The sequence below is a fragment of the Aeromonas sp. s5 genome (assembly GCF_040907865.1).
In the GTDB taxonomy this organism is placed as follows: Bacteria; Pseudomonadota; Gammaproteobacteria; order Enterobacterales; family Aeromonadaceae; genus Aeromonas; species Aeromonas dhakensis.
Genome location: NZ_JBFOCO010000011.1, coordinates 106,025 through 129,479 on the forward strand (window position 1 = coordinate 106,025; position 23,455 = coordinate 129,479).

The 23,455-nt window shown below is 57.1% G+C and carries 38 protein-coding genes; 34 read left to right on the forward strand and 4 right to left on the reverse strand.

Features of this window, described 5'->3' with window-relative positions; translation table 11 throughout:
• Nucleotides 1-4 precede the first annotated feature (4 nt).
• A complete protein-coding gene (locus AB5Y94_RS08315) occupies nucleotides 5-733 on the reverse strand; it encodes a ComF family protein (RefSeq protein WP_124250411.1) in 729 nt (242 codons plus the stop codon).
• A gap of 37 nt (nucleotides 734-770) precedes the next feature.
• Here AB5Y94_RS08315 and bioH point away from each other — a divergent pair, with 37 nt between their 5' ends.
• The 4 genes from bioH to AB5Y94_RS08335 all read left to right on the forward strand — a co-directional run bounded on the left by bioH (nucleotide 771) and on the right by AB5Y94_RS08335 (nucleotide 3,006).
• A complete protein-coding gene (gene bioH / locus AB5Y94_RS08320) occupies nucleotides 771-1,535 on the forward strand; it encodes a pimeloyl-ACP methyl ester esterase BioH (RefSeq protein ID WP_124250412.1) in 765 nt (254 codons plus the stop codon).
• 71 nt (nucleotides 1,536-1,606) lie between these two features.
• A complete protein-coding gene (locus AB5Y94_RS08325; protein WP_005307918.1) occupies nucleotides 1,607-1,840 on the forward strand; it encodes a flagellar basal body rod C-terminal domain-containing protein in 234 nt (77 codons plus the stop codon).
• Between the two features lies 1 nt (nucleotide 1,841).
• Entirely contained in the window at nucleotides 1,842-2,639 is a 798-nt protein-coding gene (locus tag AB5Y94_RS08330; protein WP_368205338.1) for a putative metalloprotease CJM1_0395 family protein, read from the forward strand.
• A gap of 88 nt (nucleotides 2,640-2,727) precedes the next feature.
• Nucleotides 2,728-3,006, forward strand: a complete 279-nt coding sequence (locus AB5Y94_RS08335; RefSeq protein WP_005307922.1) for a hypothetical protein — start codon at nucleotides 2,728-2,730, stop codon at nucleotides 3,004-3,006.
• Between the two features lie 58 nt (nucleotides 3,007-3,064).
• Here the strand turns inward: AB5Y94_RS08335 and AB5Y94_RS08340 are convergent, their stop codons facing one another.
• Both AB5Y94_RS08340 and greB read right to left on the reverse strand, forming a co-directional pair.
• Nucleotides 3,065-5,374 (reverse strand): Tex family protein, encoded by a 2,310-nt coding sequence (locus AB5Y94_RS08340; protein WP_368205339.1) that lies wholly within the window; start codon nucleotides 5,372-5,374, stop codon nucleotides 3,065-3,067.
• Nucleotides 5,375-5,653: 279 nt separating this feature from the next.
• Nucleotides 5,654-6,127, reverse strand: coding sequence for a transcription elongation factor GreB (gene greB, locus AB5Y94_RS08345; protein WP_010635420.1), 474 nt, complete (start codon nucleotides 6,125-6,127; stop codon nucleotides 5,654-5,656).
• A gap of 225 nt (nucleotides 6,128-6,352) precedes the next feature.
• Between greB and ompR the strand changes: the two genes are divergently transcribed.
• Together ompR and envZ are read left to right on the forward strand one after the other, a co-directional pair.
• Nucleotides 6,353-7,072, forward strand: a complete 720-nt coding sequence (gene ompR, locus AB5Y94_RS08350; RefSeq protein ID WP_005307934.1) for a two-component system response regulator OmpR — start codon at nucleotides 6,353-6,355, stop codon at nucleotides 7,070-7,072.
• Nucleotides 7,069-8,379 carry a two-component system sensor histidine kinase EnvZ gene (gene envZ / locus AB5Y94_RS08355; protein ID WP_010635419.1) on the forward strand — a complete coding sequence of 437 codons (1,311 nt, stop codon included), beginning with the start codon at nucleotides 7,069-7,071 and terminating at the stop codon, nucleotides 8,377-8,379. Before ompR ends, envZ begins: the two co-directional genes overlap by 4 nt.
• A 37-nt stretch (nucleotides 8,380-8,416) precedes the next feature.
• On the opposite strand, the gene AB5Y94_RS08360 is transcribed toward envZ, so the two are convergent.
• A complete protein-coding gene (locus AB5Y94_RS08360) occupies nucleotides 8,417-9,331 on the reverse strand; it encodes a DMT family transporter (RefSeq protein WP_324039919.1) in 915 nt (304 codons plus the stop codon).
• 356 nt (nucleotides 9,332-9,687) lie between these two features.
• On the opposite strand from AB5Y94_RS08360, the gene rpsJ reads away from it, so the two are divergent.
• From rpsJ to rplQ, 28 genes are all read left to right on the forward strand, one after another.
• On the forward strand, nucleotides 9,688-9,999 hold the full coding sequence (rpsJ, locus tag AB5Y94_RS08365) for a 30S ribosomal protein S10 (protein ID WP_005307944.1): 312 nt from the start codon (nucleotides 9,688-9,690) through the stop codon (nucleotides 9,997-9,999).
• A gap of 22 nt (nucleotides 10,000-10,021) precedes the next feature.
• Nucleotides 10,022-10,654, forward strand: a complete 633-nt coding sequence (gene rplC, locus AB5Y94_RS08370; RefSeq protein ID WP_005307947.1) for a 50S ribosomal protein L3 — start codon at nucleotides 10,022-10,024, stop codon at nucleotides 10,652-10,654.
• A gap of 17 nt (nucleotides 10,655-10,671) precedes the next feature.
• Nucleotides 10,672-11,277 (forward strand): 50S ribosomal protein L4, encoded by a 606-nt coding sequence (gene rplD, locus AB5Y94_RS08375; RefSeq protein WP_005307949.1) that lies wholly within the window; start codon nucleotides 10,672-10,674, stop codon nucleotides 11,275-11,277.
• Nucleotides 11,277-11,576: a 50S ribosomal protein L23 gene (rplW, locus tag AB5Y94_RS08380; RefSeq protein WP_342690021.1), complete on the forward strand. Its 300-nt coding sequence runs from the start codon at nucleotides 11,277-11,279 to the stop codon at nucleotides 11,574-11,576. Before rplD ends, rplW begins: the two co-directional genes overlap by 1 nt.
• A gap of 15 nt (nucleotides 11,577-11,591) precedes the next feature.
• A complete protein-coding gene (gene rplB / locus AB5Y94_RS08385) occupies nucleotides 11,592-12,413 on the forward strand; it encodes a 50S ribosomal protein L2 (RefSeq protein WP_005307957.1) in 822 nt (273 codons plus the stop codon).
• A 22-nt stretch (nucleotides 12,414-12,435) separates the two neighbouring features.
• Nucleotides 12,436-12,714, forward strand: a complete 279-nt coding sequence (rpsS, locus tag AB5Y94_RS08390) for a 30S ribosomal protein S19 (protein ID WP_005307960.1) — start codon at nucleotides 12,436-12,438, stop codon at nucleotides 12,712-12,714.
• Between the two features lie 10 nt (nucleotides 12,715-12,724).
• On the forward strand, nucleotides 12,725-13,069 hold the full coding sequence (rplV, locus tag AB5Y94_RS08395; protein WP_005319741.1) for a 50S ribosomal protein L22: 345 nt from the start codon (nucleotides 12,725-12,727) through the stop codon (nucleotides 13,067-13,069).
• 3 nt (nucleotides 13,070-13,072) lie between these two features.
• Nucleotides 13,073-13,786 carry a 30S ribosomal protein S3 gene (rpsC, locus tag AB5Y94_RS08400; protein WP_005307962.1) on the forward strand — a complete coding sequence of 238 codons (714 nt, stop codon included), beginning with the start codon at nucleotides 13,073-13,075 and terminating at the stop codon, nucleotides 13,784-13,786.
• A 13-nt stretch (nucleotides 13,787-13,799) separates the two neighbouring features.
• On the forward strand, nucleotides 13,800-14,213 hold the full coding sequence (gene rplP, locus AB5Y94_RS08405; protein WP_005307963.1) for a 50S ribosomal protein L16: 414 nt from the start codon (nucleotides 13,800-13,802) through the stop codon (nucleotides 14,211-14,213).
• Nucleotides 14,213-14,404 carry a 50S ribosomal protein L29 gene (rpmC, locus tag AB5Y94_RS08410; RefSeq protein WP_005307965.1) on the forward strand — a complete coding sequence of 64 codons (192 nt, stop codon included), beginning with the start codon at nucleotides 14,213-14,215 and terminating at the stop codon, nucleotides 14,402-14,404. The genes rplP and rpmC overlap by 1 nt, the downstream gene beginning before the upstream one ends.
• Complete coding sequence (rpsQ, locus tag AB5Y94_RS08415) at nucleotides 14,404-14,652, forward strand: 30S ribosomal protein S17 (RefSeq protein ID WP_005307966.1); 249 nt, start codon at nucleotides 14,404-14,406, stop codon at nucleotides 14,650-14,652. Before rpmC ends, rpsQ begins: the two co-directional genes overlap by 1 nt.
• A 147-nt stretch (nucleotides 14,653-14,799) precedes the next feature.
• Complete coding sequence (gene rplN / locus AB5Y94_RS08420; RefSeq protein ID WP_005307975.1) at nucleotides 14,800-15,168, forward strand: 50S ribosomal protein L14; 369 nt, start codon at nucleotides 14,800-14,802, stop codon at nucleotides 15,166-15,168.
• Between the two features lie 11 nt (nucleotides 15,169-15,179).
• Complete coding sequence (rplX, locus tag AB5Y94_RS08425) at nucleotides 15,180-15,497, forward strand: 50S ribosomal protein L24 (protein WP_005307977.1); 318 nt, start codon at nucleotides 15,180-15,182, stop codon at nucleotides 15,495-15,497.
• A gap of 13 nt (nucleotides 15,498-15,510) precedes the next feature.
• Nucleotides 15,511-16,050 (forward strand): 50S ribosomal protein L5, encoded by a 540-nt coding sequence (gene rplE, locus AB5Y94_RS08430; protein WP_005307978.1) that lies wholly within the window; start codon nucleotides 15,511-15,513, stop codon nucleotides 16,048-16,050.
• A gap of 10 nt (nucleotides 16,051-16,060) precedes the next feature.
• Nucleotides 16,061-16,366, forward strand: coding sequence for a 30S ribosomal protein S14 (rpsN, locus tag AB5Y94_RS08435; protein ID WP_005307979.1), 306 nt, complete (start codon nucleotides 16,061-16,063; stop codon nucleotides 16,364-16,366).
• A 20-nt stretch (nucleotides 16,367-16,386) separates the two neighbouring features.
• Nucleotides 16,387-16,779 (forward strand): 30S ribosomal protein S8, encoded by a 393-nt coding sequence (gene rpsH, locus AB5Y94_RS08440; protein WP_005307980.1) that lies wholly within the window; start codon nucleotides 16,387-16,389, stop codon nucleotides 16,777-16,779.
• A gap of 13 nt (nucleotides 16,780-16,792) precedes the next feature.
• Nucleotides 16,793-17,326, forward strand: coding sequence for a 50S ribosomal protein L6 (gene rplF, locus AB5Y94_RS08445; protein ID WP_005307981.1), 534 nt, complete (start codon nucleotides 16,793-16,795; stop codon nucleotides 17,324-17,326).
• A 9-nt stretch (nucleotides 17,327-17,335) separates the two neighbouring features.
• Nucleotides 17,336-17,689, forward strand: a complete 354-nt coding sequence (gene rplR / locus AB5Y94_RS08450) for a 50S ribosomal protein L18 (protein WP_005340606.1) — start codon at nucleotides 17,336-17,338, stop codon at nucleotides 17,687-17,689.
• A 14-nt stretch (nucleotides 17,690-17,703) separates the two neighbouring features.
• Nucleotides 17,704-18,204, forward strand: coding sequence for a 30S ribosomal protein S5 (gene rpsE / locus AB5Y94_RS08455; RefSeq protein ID WP_005307983.1), 501 nt, complete (start codon nucleotides 17,704-17,706; stop codon nucleotides 18,202-18,204).
• A gap of 6 nt (nucleotides 18,205-18,210) precedes the next feature.
• Entirely contained in the window at nucleotides 18,211-18,390 is a 180-nt protein-coding gene (gene rpmD, locus AB5Y94_RS08460) for a 50S ribosomal protein L30 (protein ID WP_005307985.1), read from the forward strand.
• 2 nt (nucleotides 18,391-18,392) lie between these two features.
• Complete coding sequence (rplO, locus tag AB5Y94_RS08465; RefSeq protein WP_005307987.1) at nucleotides 18,393-18,830, forward strand: 50S ribosomal protein L15; 438 nt, start codon at nucleotides 18,393-18,395, stop codon at nucleotides 18,828-18,830.
• A gap of 8 nt (nucleotides 18,831-18,838) precedes the next feature.
• Nucleotides 18,839-20,167: a preprotein translocase subunit SecY gene (gene secY, locus AB5Y94_RS08470; RefSeq protein WP_005307989.1), complete on the forward strand. Its 1,329-nt coding sequence runs from the start codon at nucleotides 18,839-18,841 to the stop codon at nucleotides 20,165-20,167.
• Nucleotides 20,168-20,194: 27 nt separating this feature from the next.
• Nucleotides 20,195-20,308, forward strand: a complete 114-nt coding sequence (rpmJ, locus tag AB5Y94_RS08475; RefSeq protein ID WP_005319705.1) for a 50S ribosomal protein L36 — start codon at nucleotides 20,195-20,197, stop codon at nucleotides 20,306-20,308.
• 139 nt (nucleotides 20,309-20,447) lie between these two features.
• A complete protein-coding gene (rpsM, locus tag AB5Y94_RS08480; protein ID WP_005307991.1) occupies nucleotides 20,448-20,804 on the forward strand; it encodes a 30S ribosomal protein S13 in 357 nt (118 codons plus the stop codon).
• A gap of 14 nt (nucleotides 20,805-20,818) precedes the next feature.
• Nucleotides 20,819-21,208 (forward strand): 30S ribosomal protein S11, encoded by a 390-nt coding sequence (gene rpsK / locus AB5Y94_RS08485; protein WP_005307993.1) that lies wholly within the window; start codon nucleotides 20,819-20,821, stop codon nucleotides 21,206-21,208.
• A gap of 39 nt (nucleotides 21,209-21,247) precedes the next feature.
• Nucleotides 21,248-21,868: a 30S ribosomal protein S4 gene (gene rpsD, locus AB5Y94_RS08490; protein ID WP_005307996.1), complete on the forward strand. Its 621-nt coding sequence runs from the start codon at nucleotides 21,248-21,250 to the stop codon at nucleotides 21,866-21,868.
• 25 nt (nucleotides 21,869-21,893) lie between these two features.
• Entirely contained in the window at nucleotides 21,894-22,883 is a 990-nt protein-coding gene (gene rpoA, locus AB5Y94_RS08495) for a DNA-directed RNA polymerase subunit alpha (RefSeq protein ID WP_005307997.1), read from the forward strand.
• A gap of 43 nt (nucleotides 22,884-22,926) precedes the next feature.
• Nucleotides 22,927-23,310, forward strand: coding sequence for a 50S ribosomal protein L17 (rplQ, locus tag AB5Y94_RS08500; protein WP_005307999.1), 384 nt, complete (start codon nucleotides 22,927-22,929; stop codon nucleotides 23,308-23,310).
• The last annotated feature ends 145 nt before the right edge of the window (nucleotides 23,311-23,455 follow it).

A 23,455-nucleotide genomic window follows, 5' to 3' on the forward strand; every position in this document is an offset into this window, starting at 1 on the left:
TTGGCTACTTGAGGTGCTTGAGGGTACGACAGATGGCCCACACTTCCACCTTTGTGACTCCGCTCTCATGCAGTAGGCGGGTGAGGTGGCCGGCGGTGGCGCCCGTGGTGACCACATCATCGAGCAGCGCCACGTGCTGATAATCATGGGGGCGGATCTGGAAGGCGCCGCGCAGATTGCGCCGCCGTTGGCCCGCACTCAACTTGGTCTGCTGCGGCGTTGCCCTGACCCGGCGCAGCAGCCGATTATCGCAGGGGATGCCGGTCAGCTCGCCGAGGGCGCGGGCTATCTCTTCCGCCTGGTTGAAGCCACGCCACCACTGGCGCCACCAGTGCAGGGGGACCGGAATGATGGCCTGTGGCGGCTCGCGGCAATCCAGATGATCCGCCAGCACCCTGGCGAGCAGAGGGGCCAGCAGGATCTGGCCGGAATACTTCAGCCGTGGGATCAGCATGGGGTAGGGTGGCCGGTAGTCACCTATGACCTGCAGTCGCTCCCAGGGCGGCGGCCTGCGCTGGCAGCGACCGCAGATCGGCTCGCGCGCGTCATCCAGTGCCGGCAGGGGGGCAGCACACAAGCGGCAGCTGTGGTCAGCCTGCTGCAGGGCCTGTCGGCACCAGCTGCACAGCAAGGGGTCAACATCGCAAGGTTGCTGGCAGAGCAGGCAGCTGCCCTGCCAGTCGGCATGACTGCCGAGGATCGGACTTGCTTTGGCGAGCAGCCGCTTTAACATGCTGACCCCAACAGAGTGAACAGGATCTTGAGTCTAGATGAGCGTATCGGTAGAGCGGTTTGGTCAGGGGCCCGATCTGGTGCTGTTGCACGGATGGGGGATGAATGGCGCGGTCTGGCACGGCATTGTGCCGGCCCTGGCGGCTCGCTATCGCGTCCATCTGGTGGACCTGCCCGGCTTTGGCAACAGCCCGCTGGCGGGTGAGGCCGAGTACAGTCTGCCCTGGCTGGCGGAACAAGTTGCTGCCATCCTGCCGGAGAGGTGCCATTTGTTGGGTTGGTCCCTCGGTGGTCTGGTGGCCAGCCAATTGGCCATGAACCATCCCGAGCGACTGCACTCTCTCATCACTGTGGCCAGCTCACCCTGTTTCATGGCCCGCGACGAGTGGCCGGGGATCGCCCCCAAGGTGCTGACCGGGTTCAACCAGATGTTGGCGGGAGACTTCAAGCAGACCATTGAACGCTTCCTGGCGATCCAGGCCATGGGCAGCGAACATGCCAGAGATGACATCCGTCAGCTGCGCCACTGGCTGGCGGAGCGGCCCGCTCCACAGCTGGCCGCGCTGGAGGCGGGGCTAGGTTTACTGGCCGATGTCGATCTGCGCGATGAGCTGGTGCAGTTGAGCCTGCCCTGGCTGCGGGTCTACGGCCGGCTGGATTCGCTGGTGCCCAAAGCCTCCATTCCTCTGCTGGACGAGCGCTACCCGGCCAGCCGCAGTGTGGTGCTGGAAAAGGCCTCACACGCGCCCTTTATTTCTCATCCACAGCAGTTCATTGAAATCATTGAATATTTTGTAGGTTGAAAAATAGCCAATTTGCTTCATTAATCCTCTGGGGTGACGGATAATTAATCCAGTGTCAGAGGAGAATTGTCATGCGTATAGATTCTGCATTGAACAGCGGTGTACAGGGGTTCCAGCGTGCGGAGCAGATCGCCGACAAGGCATCCAATCAGATCGCCAGGCTCAACACCCCGAGCGGTGACAAGGTACAGTTGCCCGAGGAACTGGTGAACCTCAAGAGTGCCGAGGTACAGGCCGGTGCCTCCGCCAAGGTGATCCAGACCGCCAGCGACATGATGGGAACCCTGATCGACATCCGGGTGTGACATGAACATCAATGTCAGTCTGCCGACCATCATTCCCAACCAGCTGCAACCGCAGACGGAATCGGCACGCACTGACAATCGCCGCGCAGCCCTCATCCCCCAGAGCCGCCAGACCGAGGCCTTCAATGCCGAGCCCGAGGTCGGCTCCCAGAAAGACAAATCCAGATCCACTCAGGCCAACGCCAATCAGACCTCCCAGCAGGCACGGGAGGGCTCCCAGACCGGCAACCCGCAGGCTGCCGTCGACAACCGTTTCGTCGAGGCCACCGGTGAAGACGGCCAACGCAACAAGCAGCAGGATCCCAAACAACAAGAACAGCAGCAGAAACAGGAGCTGCAGGTCAAGGAGCTGGCAGACAGGGATCAGGAGGTGCGAATCCACGAGCAGGCGCATCAGAGCACCGGCGGTCAGTATGCCGGCAGCCCGACCTACCAGTTTGCCATGGGGCCGGATGGCAAGCGCTATGCCACCGGTGGTGGCGTTTCCATCGATATCAGCGTCATTCCCGGTGACCCCAGGGCCACCATCGCCAAAATGCAGCAGGTACGTGCCGCCGCACTGGCGCCGGCGCAACCATCCTCCCAGGACCTGAGTGTGGCAAGGAGTGCCGCGGCCAAGGAGGCACAGGCCCGCAAGGCGCTGATCTCTGCCGATCCGGACTCCACCTTGAAGGCCGATGGCAGTGCCAAGACCGGGGTGTTGAATGGCTACATGGAGCAGCGCAACCAGGTCATCGCCCAGCGCTATCAGCAGGCGGTCAAGCCAGCGACTCCGCAGAGCTTCAACCTGAGCGTCTGAGCCTGGCAATTCCCCCTGTTTTTCCCCCGCAAGCGGCTATTTGCAACTACTCTGAGGGGTAATCCCATCCACACTCACAGGAGTCGTCATGCACTTTGATGAAGTCAAACCGGAAGATTTTGCCACCTTCTCCCGTGTCCCTCCGCCGCACCTCCAGATGGAGCAGTTTTTGATGCAGCTCGGTGGGGGCGGTACCGAAGGCACCCATTTCAAGAAGAAGGTGATGCTGGCGGCAGGGTGGAGTCATACCGGCGTCGTCTCTTATGGCAAATATCCGCAAGAGGCCTGCAAGGCATTCAACCGGCTGCGGGAGGTGCTGGCGGCCCATCAGGAGGCCGACGCCATTCTGAGCGCACTGGCCGAGTGAAGCGGCTGCACCACCGGCACAAAAAAGCCCCTCGCGGGGCTTTTTGCATTCTGGGGACTTATTTCTTCAGTTTGGAGAGGGCGGCGGCGAAGGCGTTGCCCATGGCGCCGTCGGTCGGGGTGCTCTGACGGGGGGCCTGTTTCGACTTGGCGTTGTTGCCGGTATGGCGCGGCTCGGCCGGTTTGCGCACCGGCTGGCCGGCCTTCTCATCCAGACGCATGGTCAGGCTGATGCGCTTGCGCGGTACGTCCACCTCCAGCACCTTCACTCGGACGATGTCGCCGGCCTTGACCACCTCGCGGGGATCCTTGACGAAGCGATCGGTCAGGGAGGAGATGTGCACCAGCCCGTCCTGATGGACGCCGATGTCGACGAAGGCGCCGAAGTTGGTGACGTTGGTGACCACCCCTTCCAGTACCATCTCGGGCACCAGATCGCTGATTTTTTCCACCCCTTCCTTGAAGGTGGCGGTCTTGAACTCGGGGCGCGGGTCACGGCCCGGCTTGTCCAGCTCGCCAATGATGTCGGTGACGGTGGGCACGCCAAACTGCTCGTCCGTGTAGTCGGCGGGTTTGAGGGTGCGCAGCAGGCTGCTGTTGCCTAGCAGGCTGTCCACGGTCTGCTCCAGTTTGGCGAGGATCCGCTCCACCACTGGGTAGGATTCCGGGTGTACCGCCGAGCCATCCAGCGGGTTGCTGCCGCCGCGAATGCGCAGGAAGCCAGCGCACTGCTCGAATGCCTTGGGGCCGAGCCGGCTCACTTTCAGCAGTTGTTGACGGTGCTGGAAGGCGCCGTGTTCGTCGCGGTAGGCGACGATGTTCTGGGCCAGGGTCTGGGAGAGGCCGGAGACCCGGTTGAGCAGGGCGACCGAGGCGGTATTCACATCCACCCCGACCGCGTTCACGCAATCCTCGACCACGGCATCGAGGCGGCGGGCCAGCTGGCTCTGGCCGACATCGTGCTGATACTGGCCGACACCGATGCTCTTGGGGTCGATCTTGACCAACTCGGCCAGCGGATCCTGCAGCCGGCGGGCGATGGAGACGGCACCGCGCAGGGAGACGTCGAGATCCGGGAATTCCTGGGAGGCAAGCTCGGAGGCGGAGTAGACCGACGCTCCCGCTTCACTCACCACGATCTTCTGGGCCTTGGCGGCCGGGTAGCGCTCGAACAGGTCGCTCACCAGGCGGTCGGTCTCCCGCGAGGCGGTACCGTTGCCGATGCTGATAAGCTCGACCTTGTGCTTCTGGCACAGCTCGCTCAGGGTCTTGAGGCTCTGGTCAATCTGGCGTTTCGGTTCGAACGGATAGATGGTCGCGGTATCGACCAGCTTGCCGGTGGCATCCACCACGGCCACCTTGACCCCGGTGCGGATGCCGGGATCCAGCCCCATGGTGCAGCGCATGCCGGCCGGTGCCGCCATCAGCAGATCCTTGAGGTTCATGGCGAACACCTTGATCGCCTCCTCTTCTGCTGATTCACGGATGCGGCCGATCAGCTCGGTCTCCATCTGCAGGGAGAGCTTGATCTTCCAGGTCCAGCTCACCACCCCCTGCAGCCACTTGTCGGCCGGGCGACTCTGCAGGTTCAGTCTGAGGTGATGGGCAATGATCCCCTCGCATGGGCTGGCGCTCTCGTCGTCACCGGTGACCAGCGCCAGGTTGAGGATCCCCTCGTTGCGGCCGCGCAGCATGGCCAGTACCCGGTGGGAGGGGGCCTTGTGCAGCGGCTCGTCGTGCTCGAAGTAGTCCTTGAATTTGGCCCCTTCCTGCTCCTTGCCTGCCACCACGCGGGCGCGCAGGGTGGCGTTTTGCCACACATAGTCCCGCAGCTTCTCAAGGAGATCCGCCTGCTCGGCGAAGCGCTCCATCAGGATGTAGCGGGCACCGTCGAGGGCGGCCTTGTTGTCGCTGATCCCCTGCTCGGCGTTGAGGAAACGGGCCGCCTCCTGTTCGGGATCTTTCATCGGGTCGCTCAGCAGCAGGTCTGCCAATGGTTCCAGCCCCGCCTCGATGGCCATCTGCCCCTTGGTGCGGCGCTTGGGTTTGTAGGGGAGGTAGAGATCTTCCAGCCGGGTCTTGCTGTCGGCCTCGTTCAGCTCGCGGGCCAGCTCGGGGGTCAGCTTGCCCTGCTCTTCGATGGAGCGCAGGATCACCTGGCGGCGATCCGCCAGTTCGCGCAGGTAACCGAGCCGGCTTTCCAGGGTGCGCAGCTGGCTGTCGTCCAGACCGCCAGTCACCTCTTTGCGGTAACGGGCGATGAAGGGGACGGTGGCGCCTTCGTCCAGCAGGCGAACGGCGGCCTGCACCTGTTCCGGGCGGGCATTCAGCTCACCGGCAATCTGATGTTCTATTACGTGGCTTTGCATCGAGGGTCTCTGTAGTCGGGTCCAGAACAACGGGCTGGCGCGAGGGCGATGTCGCCGGGCAAGAGGCTGTCAGGGCGGTACTCAAGGTATCAGCCAGGCCACTGCCGCGCGGGCCGGTTGGCGCCGCAAGGCGCCGGGTGTGAGCACTATATGGGCTCGGGCAGCGGGATGCCAGCCCTGGTAGAGAGGACGGTGTCCGCCCTGGATGAGAGGCGGAGCAAACCCATGCTGGCTGTGGTAGCCGGTTGGCAGGGCAGGTGGCTGTGGTGTGACAGCGGCTTATTTGGGATAGCTGATCTCATTGATGTACCAGCAGGCGTCACCGACTGGCGTACGCACTATGGCCTCGTCACCCACCTCTTTCTTGAGCAGGGCGCGGGCCATGGGGGAGTCGATGGAGATGTAATCCTTGCGCTCGAAGATCTCGTCATAGCCGACGATGCGAAAGCGCTTGGTCTCTCCCTCCTCGTTTTCCACCTCGACCCAGGCGCCGAAGAAGACCTTGCCCTCCTGGGTGGGGGAGTAGTCGACGATCCCCAGCTCCTCGAGGCACTTGCGCAGGTAACGGACCCGCCGATCGATCTCCCGCAGCCGCTTCTTGTTGTACTGGTAATCCGCATTCTCGCTGCGATCGCCGAGGCTGGCCGCCCAGGCCACTTTGCGGGTGGTCTCGGGGCGCTCCTCGCGCCAGAGGAAATCGAGCTCCTGCTTGAGCTTGTTGTAGCCTTCACGGGTGATCAACTTGGTCTTCATGGAGGGTCCCTGTGTCGATGGGGCGGATGAGCCTCTTATGGCTCGGCAGATCTTATCCGCTGTCGCCTTGCTGTCGAGCAAAAACTGGCGGGCCGGATGACGTTGGGGGCAGGGGAAAAGTGGCGTCATGCCGGCAGCACGGGCAATAACCGGTAACATATTTATGCTTTGCCGTTACGAGTCCGGGCTCTAGTATTGGCAGCATATCGAGAGGAGAGGCAAGCAATGAGTCAGCAATACAAGGTTCTGGTCGTCGACGATGATTTGAAATTACGTTCCCTGCTGGAGCGCTACCTGACCGAACAGGGGTTCGTGGTTCGGGGCGTCGCCAATGGCGAACAGGCCGACCGCCTGCTGACCCGAGAGAACTTCAGCCTGATGGTGCTCGACCTGATGCTGCCGGGGGAAGACGGCCTCTCCATCTGTCGCCGCCTGCGCGAGGCTGGCAACCAGATCCCGGTGCTGATGCTGACCGCCAAGGGGGATGAGGTGGACCGCATCGTCGGCCTCGAGATGGGAGCCGATGATTACCTGCCCAAGCCGTTCAACCCCCGTGAGCTGCTGGCCCGGATCCGCGCCGTGCTGCGCCGCCACACCGTCGAGTTGCCGGGCGCCCCCTCTACCGCCGAGAAGGTGGTGAGCTTTGGCAGCTACCAGCTCAACCTGGCGACCCGTGAGTTGAGTCGCGATGGTGATCCGGTGGCACTGACCAGCGGCGAATTCGCCGTGCTCAAGGTGCTGGTGAGCCATCCGCGCGAGCCTCTCTCCCGCGACAAGCTGATGAACCTGGCCCGTGGTCGCGAATATACCGCCACCGAGCGCAGCATCGACGTGCAGGTCTCCCGCCTGCGCCGCCTGCTGGAGCAGGACCCGGCGCAGCCCCGTTATCTGCAGACCGTCTGGGGTCTGGGCTATGTGTTCGTGCCGGACGGTGACGGCGAATGAAGAAAGTGAGCAGCATGTTCTCCCGCATGCTCTGGTTTTTGGCCGCCGTGCTGGTGGTCTATCAGTTTGTCTCCTATGCCACCTTCTACAACTATCTGCTGGCGCCGACCGTCAAGCAGATCAGCCACCTGCTGGCCAATCAGGTCAAGCTCATCTTCCCGGTCGAGAGCAATCAGCTGGCGCTCAGTGAAGATGCCGAGGCGCTGGTCTACGTGGCGACCGGCAGCGACATCTATACCCAGACCGAGGCGGAGCAGCACGGGCTCAAGGAGTCCAAGCCCTACACCTATCTGGAAGAGAGCATCAGTCGCGAGCTGGGGGGCAAGACCAAGGTGCGGGTCGAGATCCAGGACCACTACATCATCTGGATCCAGCCGCCCCAGGCCAACAAGGTGTGGGTGCGCATCCCGCTGACCGAGATCGAAGATGACGACATCGAGCCGTTGATCCTCTACATGAGCGTGCTGCTGGTGGTGACCCTGTTCGCGGCCTGGCGGTTTGCCCGCCAGCTGGTGCGGCCGCTGGAGGAGCTGGAGGCGGGGGCCGTGGCGGTTGCTCGCGGCAACTTCCCCGATGCGCTGGGGGAGCAGGGCTCGCGGGAGGTGCGCCGGCTGACCCGCACCTTCAACCACATGTCGAGCTCCATCAAGAGCCTTATCGAAGAGCGAAACATGATGATGGCGGGCGTTTCCCACGATCTGCGTACGCCGCTGACCCGTATCCGGCTGGCGACCGAGATGATGTCCTCAGGGGATGAGTATCTCAAGGAGAGCATCAACGCGGACATCGACGAATCGAACGGCATCATCGACCAGTTCATCGACTACATTCGCCCGGACGAGGGGCTGGATACCCAGCCGGTGGACCTGACCCAGCTGATCCACGATGTGCTGCTGGTGCAGACCGACCAGGGGCTGGAGGTGGAGCTCGAGCTGCCAGCCGAGGCGGTGCGGGTCGCCTGCAACCCCATCAGTATCCGGCGCATCCTCAACAACCTGTCGGGCAATTCGTTGCGCTACGGGGCGAGCCGGCTGCAGGCCGAGCTCAAGGATGACGGTCACTGGGTCAGGCTGCGCTTGTCGGATGACGGTCCCGGCATTCCGGAACAGGATTACTACCGGGTACTCAAGCCCTTCACCCAGGGCAACGAGGCGCGTACCGGCAGCGGCAGTGGGCTGGGGCTGGCCATCGTCGCCAAGATCGTCTCCCAGCATCACGGCACCATCAGGCTGGGGCGTGCCGAGCAGGGGGGCTTGCTAGTGGAGATCCGGCTGCCCAAGAACCAGCCGCTGGAGTGGATTGATTGAACGAAGGGCGCATCCATGGATGCGCCCTTCTGCATTGTCAGGCCTGCGGCTCGGTCGCCTTGCGGTAACGCTTGCCGTATTTCAGCTGCTGGATCAGCAGGGCGGCGACGATGAGCGCCAACCCGATGGGGGTGGCCGGGTGAATTGTCTCGCCGATCAACAGGTTGAGCAGCACCAGTGAGGCAAAGGGCGAGATGAAGATTAGATTGCTGATGGGGGCCGTGTTGGTGGCGTGGCGTAGCGCCATCAGCCAGAGCACGAAGCCGAAGCCCATCTCGAACAGCCCCACGTAGATGGCGCCGGCCCACCCTTGCCAGGCGGTCATGGCAAAGTCGGAGAGCAGCCAAGTAGCTGCGACGATGAAGGGCAGGCTGATGATGAAGCCGAGCAGCAGGCTGACGATGGGATCCCCCTGATTGCGGGTGTTGAGGATCCAGTAGCCGGCCCAGATGAGGGTCGACACCAGCGCCAGCGTCACGCCGAGGGGGCTGTCGAACTGCAGACCGAACACATCCCCCCTGGTCGCGATCACCAGAGCACCGAAGTAGCCTAGCACGATGGCCACCCCGTCGCGGCGGCGCAGCTTCTGGCCGAGGAAGGGGACGGCCAGCAGACTGAGGGTGATGGCCCAGGTGTAGTTGAGGGTCTGCGCCTGCTGGGCGGGCAGCAGATCATACGCCTTGAACAGCAGCAGGTAATAGAGGAAGGGGTTGAGCACCCCCAGCGCCAGATAGTAGAGGGGGCGGCCCTTGATGTAGCTGAGCAGCAGCGGCAGCTTGCCCTGACAGGCCACGATCACCCCCAGCGTCAGGGTTGAGGTGCAGGCCGCGACCAGCAACAGCTGCACCGGCTCGAAGTAGGTGAGAGAGATCTTGAAGGCGCTGGCCACCGTCGACCAGAGGGCGACGGCGCAGAGGCCATATTGATAGGCTTTTTTCTGATCTTTGAGCATGAGAAATCGTTCCGGTGATCAAGGCTGTGGCACAGTCTACCAGCCTGTTTGCAACATTGTCGTTACCCGCGCCGGACGGGTGATCATGTGGCGGCGGCAGAGATCCATCCGTCACATAAAATTGTGCACATTCTGTTCGCCCTCCCTTGCGCAAATTGAAAAAATCCGTATAATCCCCTCCGCTTACCCATGAGGTAAGCCAGACGATATGTCTGCTTGCTGAGTTTTTCGCTTGCGAAGGCCAGCCATACAGTCTCCCCGATATGGGGAGAAACGTGAAAAATCACACCTCTGGCGGGAGTAATCTCGGTCGGGCGGTGTTGATTTATGTTCTTTTATCTATTGGAGCTCTGTCAATGCAGAACCAAAGAATCCGTATCCGCCTGAAGGCTTTTGATCATCGCCTGATCGATCAATCCACTGCGGAAATCGTTGAAACTGCTAAGCGCACTGGCGCGCAGGTTCGCGGTCCTATCCCGCTGCCGACTCGCAAAGAGCGTTTCACCGTTCTGATCTCCCCGCACGTCAACAAAGACGCGCGTGATCAGTACGAGATCCGCACTCACAAGCGTCTGGTAGACATCGTTGAGCCGACTGACAAGACCGTAGACGCTCTGATGCGTCTGGATCTGGCAGCTGGTGTAGACGTCCAGATCAGCCTGGGTTAATTACGGAAAGAGGTTGATAACAATGACAATCGGTCTTGTAGGTCGCAAAGTGGGTATGACTCGCATCTTCACTGAAGATGGCGTTTCTATCCCCGTGACTGTTATCGAAGTTGAAGCTAACCGTGTAACTCAGGTCAAATCTGTAGAAACCGACGGCTACAACGCTATTCAGGTTACCACTGGCTCCAAGAAAGCTAGCCGCGTAACCAAGCCGGAAGCTGGCCACTTCGCCAAAGCTGGTGTAGAAGCCGGTCGCGGTCTGTGGGAATTCCGCCTGAACAACGGTGAAACTTTCACTGTTGGTAGCGAGCTGAAAGTAGATCTTCTCGCTGACGTTAAGCTGGTAGACGTTACCGGCACATCCAAGGGTAAAGGTTTTGCCGGTACTGTTAAGCGCTGGAACTTCCGCACCCAGGATATGACCCACGGTAACTCTCTGTCCCACCGTGTACCTGGCTCCATCGGTCAAAACCAGACCCCGGGCCGTGTATTCAAGGGCAAAAAGATGGCTGGTCACATGGGTGCTGAGCGTGTAACGACTCAGAACCTGGAACTGGTTCGTGTTGACGCTGAACGCAACCTGCTGCTCATCAAAGGCGCAGTACCGGGTGCAACCAACGGCAACGTGATCGTTAAACCTGCCGTCAAAGCGTAACGTCTGAGGAGATAGTAATGGAATTGGTAATGAAAGACGCCAAGAGCGCTCTTGAAGTTTCCGAGACTACCTTCGGGCGCGAATTCAACGAAGCTCTGGTTCACCAGGTTGTCGTTGCTTATGCCGCTGGTGCCCGTCAGGGTACTCGTGCGCAGCTGACTCGCTCTGAAGTGTCTGGTGGCGGCAAAAAGCCGTGGCGTCAGAAGGGTACTGGTCGTGCCCGTGCTGGCTCCATCCGTTCGCCTATTTGGCGTTCCGGTGGTGTGACTTTTGCTGCTAAGCCGCAAGATCACAGCCAGAAAGTAAACAAGAAGATGTACCGCGGCGCTATCCGTAGCATCCTGTCCGAGCTGGTACGTCAAGAGCGCCTGATCGTTGTTGAGAAGTTCGGCATCGAAGCTCCGAAAACCAAAGAACTGATCGCCAAGCTGAAAGAAATGGAACTGTCTGACGTTCTGATCGTGACTGCTGAAGTCGATGAGAACCTGTTCCTGGCTGCTCGTAACCTGTACAAAGTTGACGTGCGTGACGTTGCCGGTATCGACCCGGTCAGCCTGATCGCTTTCGACAAGGTTCTGATGACTGCTGACGCAGTTAAGCAAATCGAGGAGATGCTGGCATGATCCGTGAAGAGCGTCTGCTGAAAGTTCTGAAGGCTCCGCACATCTCTGAAAAGAGCACCATGGTCGCAGAAAAGCAGAACACTATCGTGTTCAAAGTTGCTGTTGATGCCACCAAGGCGGAAGTCAAAGCTGCAGTTGCGAAACTGTTCGAGGTCGAAGTTGAGACCGTCCGTACCCTGAACATGAAGGGTAAGACCAAGCGCGCAGGTGCACGCGTAGGCCGTCGTTCCGATTGGAAAAAGGCTTATGTGACCCTGAAAGCTGGTCAGGACATCGACTTCATGGGCGCAGCCGAGTAAGAGGAGTTCTGAAAAATGGCAATCGTTAAGTGCAAGCCTACTTCTCCGGGCCGCCGCCACGTCGTCAAGATCGTCAACCAAGACCTGTATAAGGGCAAGCCCTTTGCAGCTCTGCTGGACAAGAAAGACAAGTCCGGTGGTCGTAACAACAACGGCCGCATCACCACCCGTCACATCGGCGGTGGTCACAAGCAACACTACCGTATCGTCGACTTCAAGCGCGACAAAGACGGTATCCCGGCTAAAGTAGAGCGCCTGGAATACGATCCGAACCGTACCGCAAACATCGCCCTGGTGCTGTATGCAGACGGTGAGCGTCGTTACATCCTGGCTCCGAAAGGCCTGAAAGCTGGTGATGCAATCGCTTCTGGTGCTGATGCCGCAATCAAGGTAGGTAACACCCTGCCGATGCGCAACATCCCGGTCGGTTCTACCGTTCACGCTGTTGAGATGAAGCCTGGTAAAGGTGCCCAGCTGGCTCGTTCCGCTGGTACTTTCATCCAGATACTGGCTCGTGAAGGTAACTATGTAACTCTGCGTCTGCGTTCCGGCGAAGTACGTAAAGTTCTGGCCGAGTGCCGCGCCACCATCGGTGAAGTTGGTAACTCCGAGCACATGCTGCGTCAACTGGGTAAAGCCGGTGCAAACCGCTGGCGTGGTATTCGTCCGACCGTTCGCGGTATGGCGATGAACCCGGTAGACCACCCGCACGGTGGTGGTGAGGGTCGTAACAAGGGCATGCAGCCTGTGTCCCCATGGGGCCAGAAGGCTAAAGGCTTCAAGACCCGTAAGAACAAGCGTACCGACAAGTACATCGTACGTCGTCGTAACAAGTAATTGTTAACATAGAGGAATCACCATGCCACGTTCTCTCAAGAAGGGTCCATTTATCGACCTGCACTTGCTGAAGAAGGTAGAGAAAGCGGTGGAAAGCGGGGATAAAAAGCCGGTTAAGACCTGGTCCCGTCGTTCAATGATCATCCCGAACATGATCGGTTTGACCATCGCTGTCCATAATGGTCGTCAGCACGTTCCGGTTTTCGTTACCGAAGAAATGATCGGTCACAAACTGGGTGAATTCGCACCTACTCGTACTTATCGCGGCCATGCTGCTGATAAGAAGGCTAAGAAGCGCTAAGGGATAAATGATGGAAGCTATCGCTAAACACCGTTATGCCCGTACTTCTGCCCAGAAAGCTCGTCTGGTAGCCGATCAAGTACGTGGTCTGTCCGTAGACAAGGCTCTGAACATCCTGACCTTCAGCCCGAAAAAGGCTGCAGTTCTGGTGAAGAAAGTGCTGGAATCTGCCATTGCAAACGCTGAGCACAACGAAGGCGCCGACATCGACGCCCTGCGTGTTGCTACTATCATGGTCGACGAAGGTCCCTCCATGAAGCGCATCCGTCCTCGTGCCAAAGGTCGCGCGGATCGTATCCTCAAGCGTACCGCTCACATCACCGTAGTGGTATCCGACGCTAAGGCTGGGAGATAAGCAATGGGTCAGAAAGTACATCCTAATGGCATTCGCCTGGGTATTACCAAGCCTTGGAATTCTACCTGGTTCGCGAACACCAAAGACTTCGCTGACAACCTGTACAGCGATTTTCAAGTACGCCAGTTCCTGACCAAGGAACTGAAAAACGCGTCCTTGTCCAAGATCACCATCGAGCGTCCGGCCAAGAGCATCCGTGTGACCATTCACACCGCTCGTCCGGGTGTTGTGATCGGTAAGAAAGGCGAAGACGTTGAAAAACTGCGCAAAGCTGTAGCCACTATTGCTGGCGTGCCTGCTCAGATCAACATTTCCGAAGTCCGCAAGCCGGAGCTGGATGGCAAACTGGTTGCCGACAGCATCACTTCCCAGCTGGAGCGTCGCGTAATGTTCCGTCGTGCTATGAAGCGCGCCGTACAAAACGCCATGCGCCTGGGTGCCAAGGGCATCAAGGTGGAAGTTTCCGGTCGTCTGGGCGGCGCTGAAATCGCGCGTACCGAATGGTACCGTGAAGGTCGTGTGCCTCTGCACACCCTGCGTGCCGACATCGACTACGCAACTTCTGAAGCCCACACCACTTACGGTGTGATCGGCGTTAAAGTTTGGATCTTCAAGGGCGAAGTTCTGGGCGGTCTGGCTGCTGTCAACGCTGCCGCTGCTCAAGAGCAAGCTCCTGCGAAGCCCAAGCGTGACAACAAGCGCCGCGCTGCCAAGTAAGGAGATTCGGTAAATGTTGCAACCAAAGCGTACTAAATTCCGCAAGACCCACAAGGGTCGTAACCGCGGTCTGGCCAACTCTGGTAACGAAGTATCCTTCGGTACCTTTGGCCTGAAGGCGACATCCCGTGGCCAGCTGACTGCTCGTCAAATCGAAGCAGCCCGTCGTGCCATGACCCGTCACGTTAAGCGTCAGGGTAAGATCTGGATCCGTGTGTTCCCGGACAAGCCGATTACCGAAAAGCCCCTCGAAGTTCGTATGGGTAAAGGTAAGGGTAACGTGGAATACTGGGTTTGCCCGATCCAGCCTGGCAAGGTTCTGTACGAGATGGACGGTGTACCTGAGGCTCTGGCGCGTGAAGCGTTCGCCCTGGCCGCAGCCAAGCTGTCTGTTCAGACCACTTTCGTAATTAAGACGGTGATGTGATGAAAGCCCAAGATCTGCGTCAAAAGAGCGTCGAAGAACTGAACCAGGAGCTGCTGGGCCTGCTGCGCGAGCAATTCAACATGCGCATGCAAGCTTCCACCGGCCAGCTGGCTCAGACTCACACTCTGAAACAAGTGCGTCGTGACGTCGCACGTATCAAGACTGTACTGACTGAGAAGGCAGGTGCGTAATGACTGATAAAATCCGTACTCTGCAGGGTCGTGTAATCAGCGACAAGATGGACAAGTCCATCACTGTCGCCATCGAGCGCAAGGTAAAGCACCCGATCTACGGTAAGATCATCAAGCGCACTACCAAGCTGCACGTGCATGACGAAAACAACGAATGCAAAGCTGGCGACCTCGTGGAAATCCGCGAATGCCGCCCGCTGTCCAAGACCAAGTCCTGGACCCTGGTTGCCGTTGTAGAAAAGGCCTAATCGGTACTTTGTAGTCTAAACGGCCCCTTGACGGGGCCGTTTGTTTTTTAGGCTACCTTTTCTAAAAATCCTGTGTTATAGTTTCGCGCCTTTTGAAGGCAGCCAGATCCCGAGAGGGATAAGAAGTAAACAAAGCGGAGCACTAAGATGATCCAGATGCAAAGTATGCTGGGTGTTGCCGACAACTCCGGCGCTCGCAGTGTAATGTGTATTAAGGTTCTGGGTGGTTCGCACCGCCGTTACGCCGGCATCGGCGACATCATCAAGGTTTCCATCAAGGAAGCTATTCCTCGCGGTAAAGTGAAGAAAGGTGATGTGTATAACGCGGTGGTCGTACGCACCCGTAAAGGCGTTCGTCGTCCGGACGGCTCTGTCATCCGTTTCGACAACAATGCGGCTGTGTTGCTTAACAACAACCAGCAGCCGATCGGTACTCGTATTTTTGGCCCGGTGACCCGTGAACTGCGTAATGAGAAGTTCATGAAGATTGTGTCCCTGGCACCCGAAGTACTGTAAGGAGTCGAACGATGGCAGCTAAAATCCGTCGCGAAGACGAAGTGATTGTTCTTACCGGCAAAGACAAGGGCAAGCGTGGCAAAGTCACTCAAGTTCTGATTGCTAAAGGTAAGGTAATCGTGGAAGGCATCAACCAGGTGAAGAAACACCAGAAGCCGGTACCCGCACTGGGTCAGGCTGGCGGTATCGTCACCAAAGAAGCCCCCATCGATGTATCTAACGTAGCGCTGTTCAACTCTGCCACTGGCAAAGCTGACCGCGTTGGTTTCCGGATTGAAGACGGCAAAAAAGTTCGCTTCTTCAAATCCACCGGCGAACTTGTGAAGTAATTGGAGTTTAACGATGGCGAAACTGCATGATTACTACAAATCAGATGTAGTAAATGAACTGACCAAGCAGTTCGGTTACAAGACTATCATGCAAGTCCCTCGGATCGAGAAAATCACCCTGAACATGGGTGTTGGTGAAGCGATCTCTGACAAGAAATTGCTGGAAAATGCTGCTGCCGATATGGCTGCCATTTCCGGTCAGAAGCCGCTGATCACCAAAGCTCGCAAATCTGTTGCGGGCTTCAAGATTCGTGAAGGCTACCCGATAGGTTGTAAAGTAACCCTGCGTGGCGAGCGTATGTGGGAGTTCCTGGAACGGCTGATTTGCATCTCCGTACCGCGTATCCGTGACTTCCGTGGCCTGAACGCTAAAGCGTTCGACGGTCGTGGTAACTACTCCATGGGCGTGCGTGAGCAAATCATCTTCCCGGAAATCGACTATGACAAGGTCGATCGCGTTCGTGGTCTGGATATCACCATCACCACTTCCGCGAATACCGATGAAGAAGGCCGTGCTCTGCTGGCTGCCTTTAACTTCCCATTCCGCAAGTAAGGTTAGGGTTATGGCTAAAACATCCATGAAAGCACGTGAAGTAAAGCGTGCGAAGCTGGTAGCCAAGTACGCGACCAAGCGTGCCGAGCTCAAAGCTATCATCGTTGATATGAACGCTTCTGAAGAAGCGCGTTGGGATGCTGTTCTGCAACTGCAACAGCTGCCCCGTGATTCCAGTCCGTCCCGTCAGCGTAACCGTTGCAACATTACTGGTCGTCCGCACGGTTTCCTGCGTAAGTTTGGTCTGTCCCGCATCAAGGTGCGTGAGCATGCCATGAAGGGCGAAATTCCGGGCCTGAAAAAGGCCTCTTGGTAAAGAATCTCGGGAGTTAGACTATGAGCATGCAAGATCCGATCGCGGATATGCTGACCCGCATCCGTAACGGTCAGGCGGCGAGCAAAGTTGCGGTTTCCATGCCTTCTTCCAAGCTGAAAGTGGCTATTGCCAAAGTGCTGAAAGAAGAAGGTTACATCGCTGGCTACTCCGTAGCTGGTGACGTGAAACCGGAACTGGAAATTGAACTGAAATATTTCCAGGGCAAGCCGGTTGTAGAACTGATCCAACGCGTGAGCCGTCCCGGCCTGCGTATTTACAAGCGCACTACTGATCTGCCGAAAGTTATGGGCGGTCTCGGTGTTGCTATCGTGTCCACGTCTAAAGGTGTGATGACTGACCGTGCTGCCCGTAAAGCAAGCATGGGCGGTGAGATCATCTGCTACGTCGCTTAATAGGAGGTAGGAAATGTCTCGTGTTGCTAAGGCACCCGTCACTATTCCTGCTGGCGTAGAGGTGACTCTGAACGGCCAGGAACTGTCCATCAAAGGTGGTAAAGGTTCCCTGGTTCGCTCTATTCACGCCGGTGTAGAAGTGACCAAAGAAGACAATGTACTGAAGTTCGCCCCGCGCGACGGCATCGCTGGTGCTGACGCTCAGGCCGGTACTGCCCGTGCATTGGTCAACAACATGGTAATCGGTGTTACCCAAGGCTTCGAGCGCAAGCTGCAGCTGGTTGGTGTAGGTTATAAAGCCTCCATCAAGGGCAATGCTGTTGCGCTGGCTCTGGGCTTCTCTCACCCGGTAGAGCATGCGCTGCCGGCTGGTGTGACCGCTGAGTGCCCGACTGCCACAGAAATCGTTCTGCGTGGTGTCGACAAGCAGCTGGTTGGCCAAGTCGCCGCCGATATCCGTGCTTACCGCGCTCCGGAGCCCTACAAGGGCAAGGGTGTACGCTATGCCAACGAGCAAGTGCGTACTAAAGAAGCTAAGAAGAAGTAAGGTAACACTATGGACAAGAAAGCAGCTCGTCTCCGTCGTGCTACTCGTGCTCGGAAAAAGATGCAGGAACTGGGAGCTACCCGTCTGGTTGTTCACCGTACCCCGCGTCACATCTATGCGCAGGTTATTGCAGCCAACGGTTCCGAAGTTCTGGCCTCTGCTTCCACAGTAGAGAAGGCCATCAGTGAAGCTCTCAAATACACCGGTAACGCAGATGCTGCTACCGCTGTAGGTAAGGCTATCGCCGAGCGTGCCATTGCCAAAGGCGTTCAGAACGTATCTTTCGATCGTTCCGGTTTCAAGTATCACGGTCGCATCGCTGCTCTGGCAGCTGCTGCACGTGACGCTGGTCTTCAGTTCTAAGCTAGGAGTCGAAGATGGCTAAAGTCGAATCTCAAGCCGGCGAACTGCAAGAAAAGCTGATTGCAGTAAACCGTGTTTCGAAAACTGTTAAAGGTGGTCGTATCATGTCCTTCACCGCGTTGACCGTGGTGGGTGATGGTAACGGCCGTGTAGGTTACGGTTACGGTAAAGCCCGTGAAGTTCCGGCCGCTATTCAAAAAGCGATGGAACAGGCTAAGCGTAACCTGAACAAGGTTGAGCTGAACAACGGCACCCTGCACCACCCGGTGAAAGGTGTTCACTCCGGTTCCACCGTGTTCATGAAGCCGGCCTCTCAAGGTACTGGTATCATCGCAGGCGGCGCTATGCGTGCCGTTCTGGAAGTTGCTGGTATCCACAACGTGCTGGCTAAGACCTACGGTTCCACCAACCCAATCAACGTTGTTCGCGCCACTGTAGACGCTCTGGTTCAGGGTCAATCCCCGGAACAGATCGCTGCCAAGCGTGGTCTGCGCGTTGAAGAAATTCTGGGGTAATGCGACATGGCTAACACTGTAAAAGTAACTCAAACTCGCAGCTCTATCGGCCGTCTGCCAAAGCACAAGGCGACTCTGCGTGGTCTGGGTCTGCGTCGCATTGGTCACACCGTTGAGCTGGAAGATACTCCCTGCGTACGCGGCATGATCAACCAGGTTTATTACATGGTTAAGGTGGAGGGCTAAGCATGCGTCTGAATACTCTGTCTCCGGCTGCTGGTTCCAAGCGCGTTAAGCACCGTCCGGGCCGTGGTATCGGTTCTGGTCTGGGCAAGACCGGTGGTCGTGGTGTTAAAGGTCAAACCTCTCGTTCCGGTGGCGGCAAAGTCCGCAACGGTTTCGAAGGCGGCCAGATGCCTTTGAAAATCCGTCTGCCGAAGTTCGGTTTCTTCTCTCGCAAATCTTTGGTTTCTGCCGAAGTGCGCCTGAACGAAATCGCCCTGGTAGAAGGTGATGTGGTCGACGTGAGCACTCTGAAGCAAGCCGGTGTTATTACCAAAAACATCGTGTTCGCTAAAGTTGTTCTGTCTGGCAACATTGACCGTGCTGTGACCGTTCGTGGTCTGTCCGTCACCAAGGGTGCACGTGCAGCCATCGAGGCCGCTGGCGGTAAAATCGAGGAATAATCAGTACAATGGCTAAGAAACCAGGATTGGATGTTAAAGCACAGGGTGGTCTGAGTGAACTGAAGAGCCGTCTGCTCTTCGTTCTCGGGGCGATTATCGTTTTCCGTGCAGGCTCTTATGTGCCGATTCCTGGTATTGACGCCGCCGTACTGGCCGAGTTGTTCCAACAACAGAAGGGCACCATCATTGAGATGTTCAACATGTTCAGTGGTGGTGCACTCTCGCGTGCTTCTATTCTTGCGCTGGGGATCATGCCGTACATTTCGGCCTCGATCATCATCCAGCTGCTGACTGTGGTTCACCCCGCTCTTGCTGAACTCAAGAAAGAAGGTGAATCCGGCCGTCGCAAGATTAGCCAATATACCCGTTGGGGCACGCTGGTTTTGGGAACTTTCCAGGCCATTGGTATTGCAACCGGTCTGCCGAATATGATGCAGGGACTCGTGACTCATCCGGGTTTGGGCTTCTATTTCACAGCCGTTGTGAGTCTGGTCACCGGTACCATGTTCTTGATGTGGTTGGGTGAGCAGATTACCGAGCGTGGGATTGGTAATGGTATCTCGTTGATTATCTTCACAGGTATCGTTGCTGGTCTGCCTCATGCCATTGGCGCTACGGCCGAACAGGCACGTCAAGGGGAATTGCACATCCTGCTGTTGTTGTTGCTGGGCTTGATTGTTTTCGCAGTGACTTACTTTGTGGTGTTCGTGGAGCGTGGTCAGCGTCGTATCGTCGTTAACTATGCCAAGCGTCAACAAGGCCGCCAGGTATTCGCAGCGCAAAGCACACACCTGCCGTTGAAAGTAAATATGGCCGGTGTGATTCCTGCGATTTTCGCATCCAGCATCATCCTCTTCCCGGGGACCATTACCTCTTGGTTTGGTCAGGGGGAGGGCAAGGTTGCCGATATCCTGCAACAGGTCTCTATGGTCCTGCAGCCGGGTCAGCCCTTGTATGAGATGCTCTATGCAGCAGCCATTATCTTCTTCTGCTTCTTCTATACCGCGCTGGTGTTCAACCCCCGCGAGACAGCAGATAACCTGAAGAAGAGTGGAGCCTTTATCCCGGGGATCCGCCCGGGCGAGCAGACAGCACGTTATATCGATAAGGTTATGACCCGCCTGACATTGGCAGGTGCGCTCTATATAACCTTTATCTGTCTGGTACCCCAGTTCCTGATGACTGCCTGGAACGTTCAGTTCTATTTCGGTGGCACCTCGCTACTGATTATCGTGGTAGTTATCATGGACTTCATGGCTCAGGTTCAGACCCATATGATGTCTCATCAATATGGCGACGTCCTGAGGAAGGCCAACCTGAAGGGCTACGGCCGCTAAAGGTCGGCGTAGTTACGGAGTTAAGCAATGAAAGTTCGTGCTTCCGTTAAGGCAATCTGCCGTAACTGCAAAATCATCAAGCGTCACGGTGTGGTGCGTGTGATTTGCAGCGAGCCAAAGCATAAACAGCGCCAAGGCTAATTTTTTACGGTTAGTACTTGCAACAAATAGTTGTGCTGGCTAATATAGCCAGCCAACTTTTGTTGTGTATTGGTTGACCGCCACGTATCCGCTCACGGGCTTTGTGGTGGTCGTAATCTACTATATGTAGGAGTGAATAGTGGCCCGTATCGCTGGCATTAACATTCCTGACCATAAGCATGCAGTCATCGCTTTGACTGCTATTTATGGCGTCGGTCGTACCCGCTCCAAGGCCATCTGTGCCGCAGCCGGTATCGCTGAGAATGTGAAAATTAAAGACCTGGACGAAGCTCAGATCGAGAGTCTGCGTGAACAAGTAGGTAAATTCACCGTTGAAGGTGACCTGCGTCGTCAGATTTCCATGAACATCAAGCGATTGATGGATCTGGGTTGCTACCGTGGTTTGCGTCACCGTCGTAGCCTGCCTGTTCGTGGTCAACGTACCAAGACCAACGCTCGTACCCGTAAGGGTCCGCGCAAGGCTATCAAGAAGTAACGGGAAGGTAGAAAATGGCTAAAACTCCGACTCGTGCTCGCAAGCGCGTTAAAAAGCAAGTGAGCGACGGTATTGCGCACGTTCATGCATCTTTCAACAACACAATCGTGACCATTACTGACCGTCAGGGCAACGCTCTGTCTTGGGCTACTTCTGGTGGTTCCGGTTTCCGTGGTTCTCGTAAGTCCACCCCGTTCGCTGCTCAGGTAGCTGCCGAGCGCGCTGGTGAGATGGCCAAAGAATATGGCGTGAAGAACCTGGAAGTCATGGTTAAAGGTCCGGGTCCCGGTCGTGAGTCTTCCATCCGCGCTCTGAACGCGGCTGGTTTCCGCATCACTAACATTACTGATGTGACTCCGATCCCGCACAACGGTTGTCGTCCTCCCAAGAAGCGCCGCGTGTAACGCTGTAGCTACTTGGTCTAGGATTGTTGGAGAAAGAAGATGGCAAGATATATCGGTCCTAAGCTTAAGCTTAGCCGTCGTGAGGGCACCGACCTCTTCCTGAAGTCTGGTGTTCGTGCGATTGATTCTAAGTGCAAGATTGACACCGTTCCTGGTCAACACGGTGCGCGTAAAGCGCGTCTGTCTGACTACGGTGTTCAGCTGCGCGAGAAACAAAAAGTTCGTCGTATCTACGGCGTATTGGAAAAACAGTTCCGCAACTACTACCGCGACGCTGCCCGTCAAAAGGGTAACACCGGTGAAAACCTGTTGCAGCTGCTGGAAGGTCGTCTGGACAACGTCGTCTACCGCATGGGCTTCGGTGCTACCCGCGCTGAATCTCGTCAGCTGGTGAGCCACAAGGCCATCATGGTAAACGGTCGCGTTGTGAACATTCCTTCTTTCCAGGTTTCCCCTGAGGACGTGATCTGCGTTCGTGAGAAGGCTAAGAAGCAAGCGCGTATCAAAGCGGCCCTTGAGGTTGCTGGTCAGCGCGAGAAGCCGACTTGGGTAGAGGTTGATGCCGCTAAAATGGAAGGTGCTTTCAAGCGTCTGCCAGAGCGTTCCGACCTGTCTGCCGACATTAACGAACAGCTGATCGTCGAGCTTTACTCCAAGTAAAGCTAGCTTCTAAAGAGAGGACACAATGCTGGGTTCTGTAACAGATTTTCTTAAACCGCGGCTAGTTGACATCGAGCAAGTTAGCCCGACTCATGCGAAAGTGACTCTTGAGCCACTCGAGCGTGGCTTTGGTCACACGCTGGGCAACGCCCTGCGTCGTATTTTGCTGTCTTCTATGCCCGGTTGTGCAGTTACTGAAGTCGAAATTGACGGTGTACTGCATGAGTACAGCAGCAAAGAAGGTGTACAGGAAGACATTCTTGAAATCCTGCTCAACCTGAAAGGTATCGCTGTGAAGCTGGAAGGCAAGGACGAGGTAACTCTGTCCCTGACCAAGTCTGGAACAGGCCCCGTTACCGCTGGTGATATCACTCACGGTGATGAAGTCGAGATCGTAAACCCGGAGCACGTAATCTGCCACCTGACTGGTGCCAATGCTGAAATCAGCATGCGCCTGAAAGTTCAGCGCGGTCGTGGTTATGTGCCTGCTTCTGCTCGTGTTCACAACGATGATGAAGAGCGTCCTATCGGTCGCCTGCTACTGGACTCCGCGTTCAGCCCCATCGTTCGTATTGCCTACAATGTTGAGGCAGCACGGGTTGAACAGCGTACCGACTTGGACAAGCTGGTCATCGACATGGAGACCAATGGTACCCTGGATCCTGAAGAAGCCATCCGTCGTTCTGCCACTATTCTGGCCGAGCAACTGGAAGCCTTTGTGGATCTGCGCGATGTCAGCGTGCCCGAGAAGAAAGAAGAGAAACCCGAGTTTGATCCGATTCTGCTGCGTCCTGTCGATGATTTGGAGCTGACAGTTCGTTCTGCGAACTGTCTGAAGGCAGAAGCTATCCACTATATTGGTGATCTGGTACAGCGTACCGAAGTTGAGTTGCTTAAAACTCCTAACCTCGGTAAGAAGTCCCTGACTGAGATCAAGGACGTGTTGGCCTCCCGTGGTCTGTCTCTTGGCATGCGCCTTGAGAACTGGCCGCCCGCCAGCATCGCTGACGAGTAATCCAGATTACGGGTTTCACAGATTTAGTTAGAAGGATAAGGTCATGCGCCATCGTTTGAGTGGTCGTCAACTGAACCGGAACAGCAGCCATCGTCAGGCTATGTTCCGCAACATGGCCAGCTCCCTGGTTCGTCATGAGATCATCAAGACGACTCTGCCTAAGGCAAAAGAGCTGCGTCGTGTAGTTGAACCGCTGATCACCCTTGCCAAGACTGATAGCGTTGCTAATCGTCGCCTGGCATTTGCCCGTACTCGCGATAACGCGATCGTGGCTAAGCTGTTCAATGAACTGGGCCCGCGCTACCTGGAGCGCGCCGGCGGTTATACTCGCATTCTGAAATGCGGTTTCCGTGCTGGCGACAACGCCCCTATGGCTTACATTGAGCTGGTAGACCGCCCGGCCGCTGCTGAAGCAGCTGCTGAGTGATAAAAGAAAAAGCCGGGCTTGTCCCGGCTTTTCTTTTAGTGGATTCTGATACTGCCTCAACTGCCTCAACTGCCTCAACTGCCTCAACTGCCTCAACTGCCTCAACTGCCTCAACTGCCTCAACTGCCTCAACTGCCTCAACTGC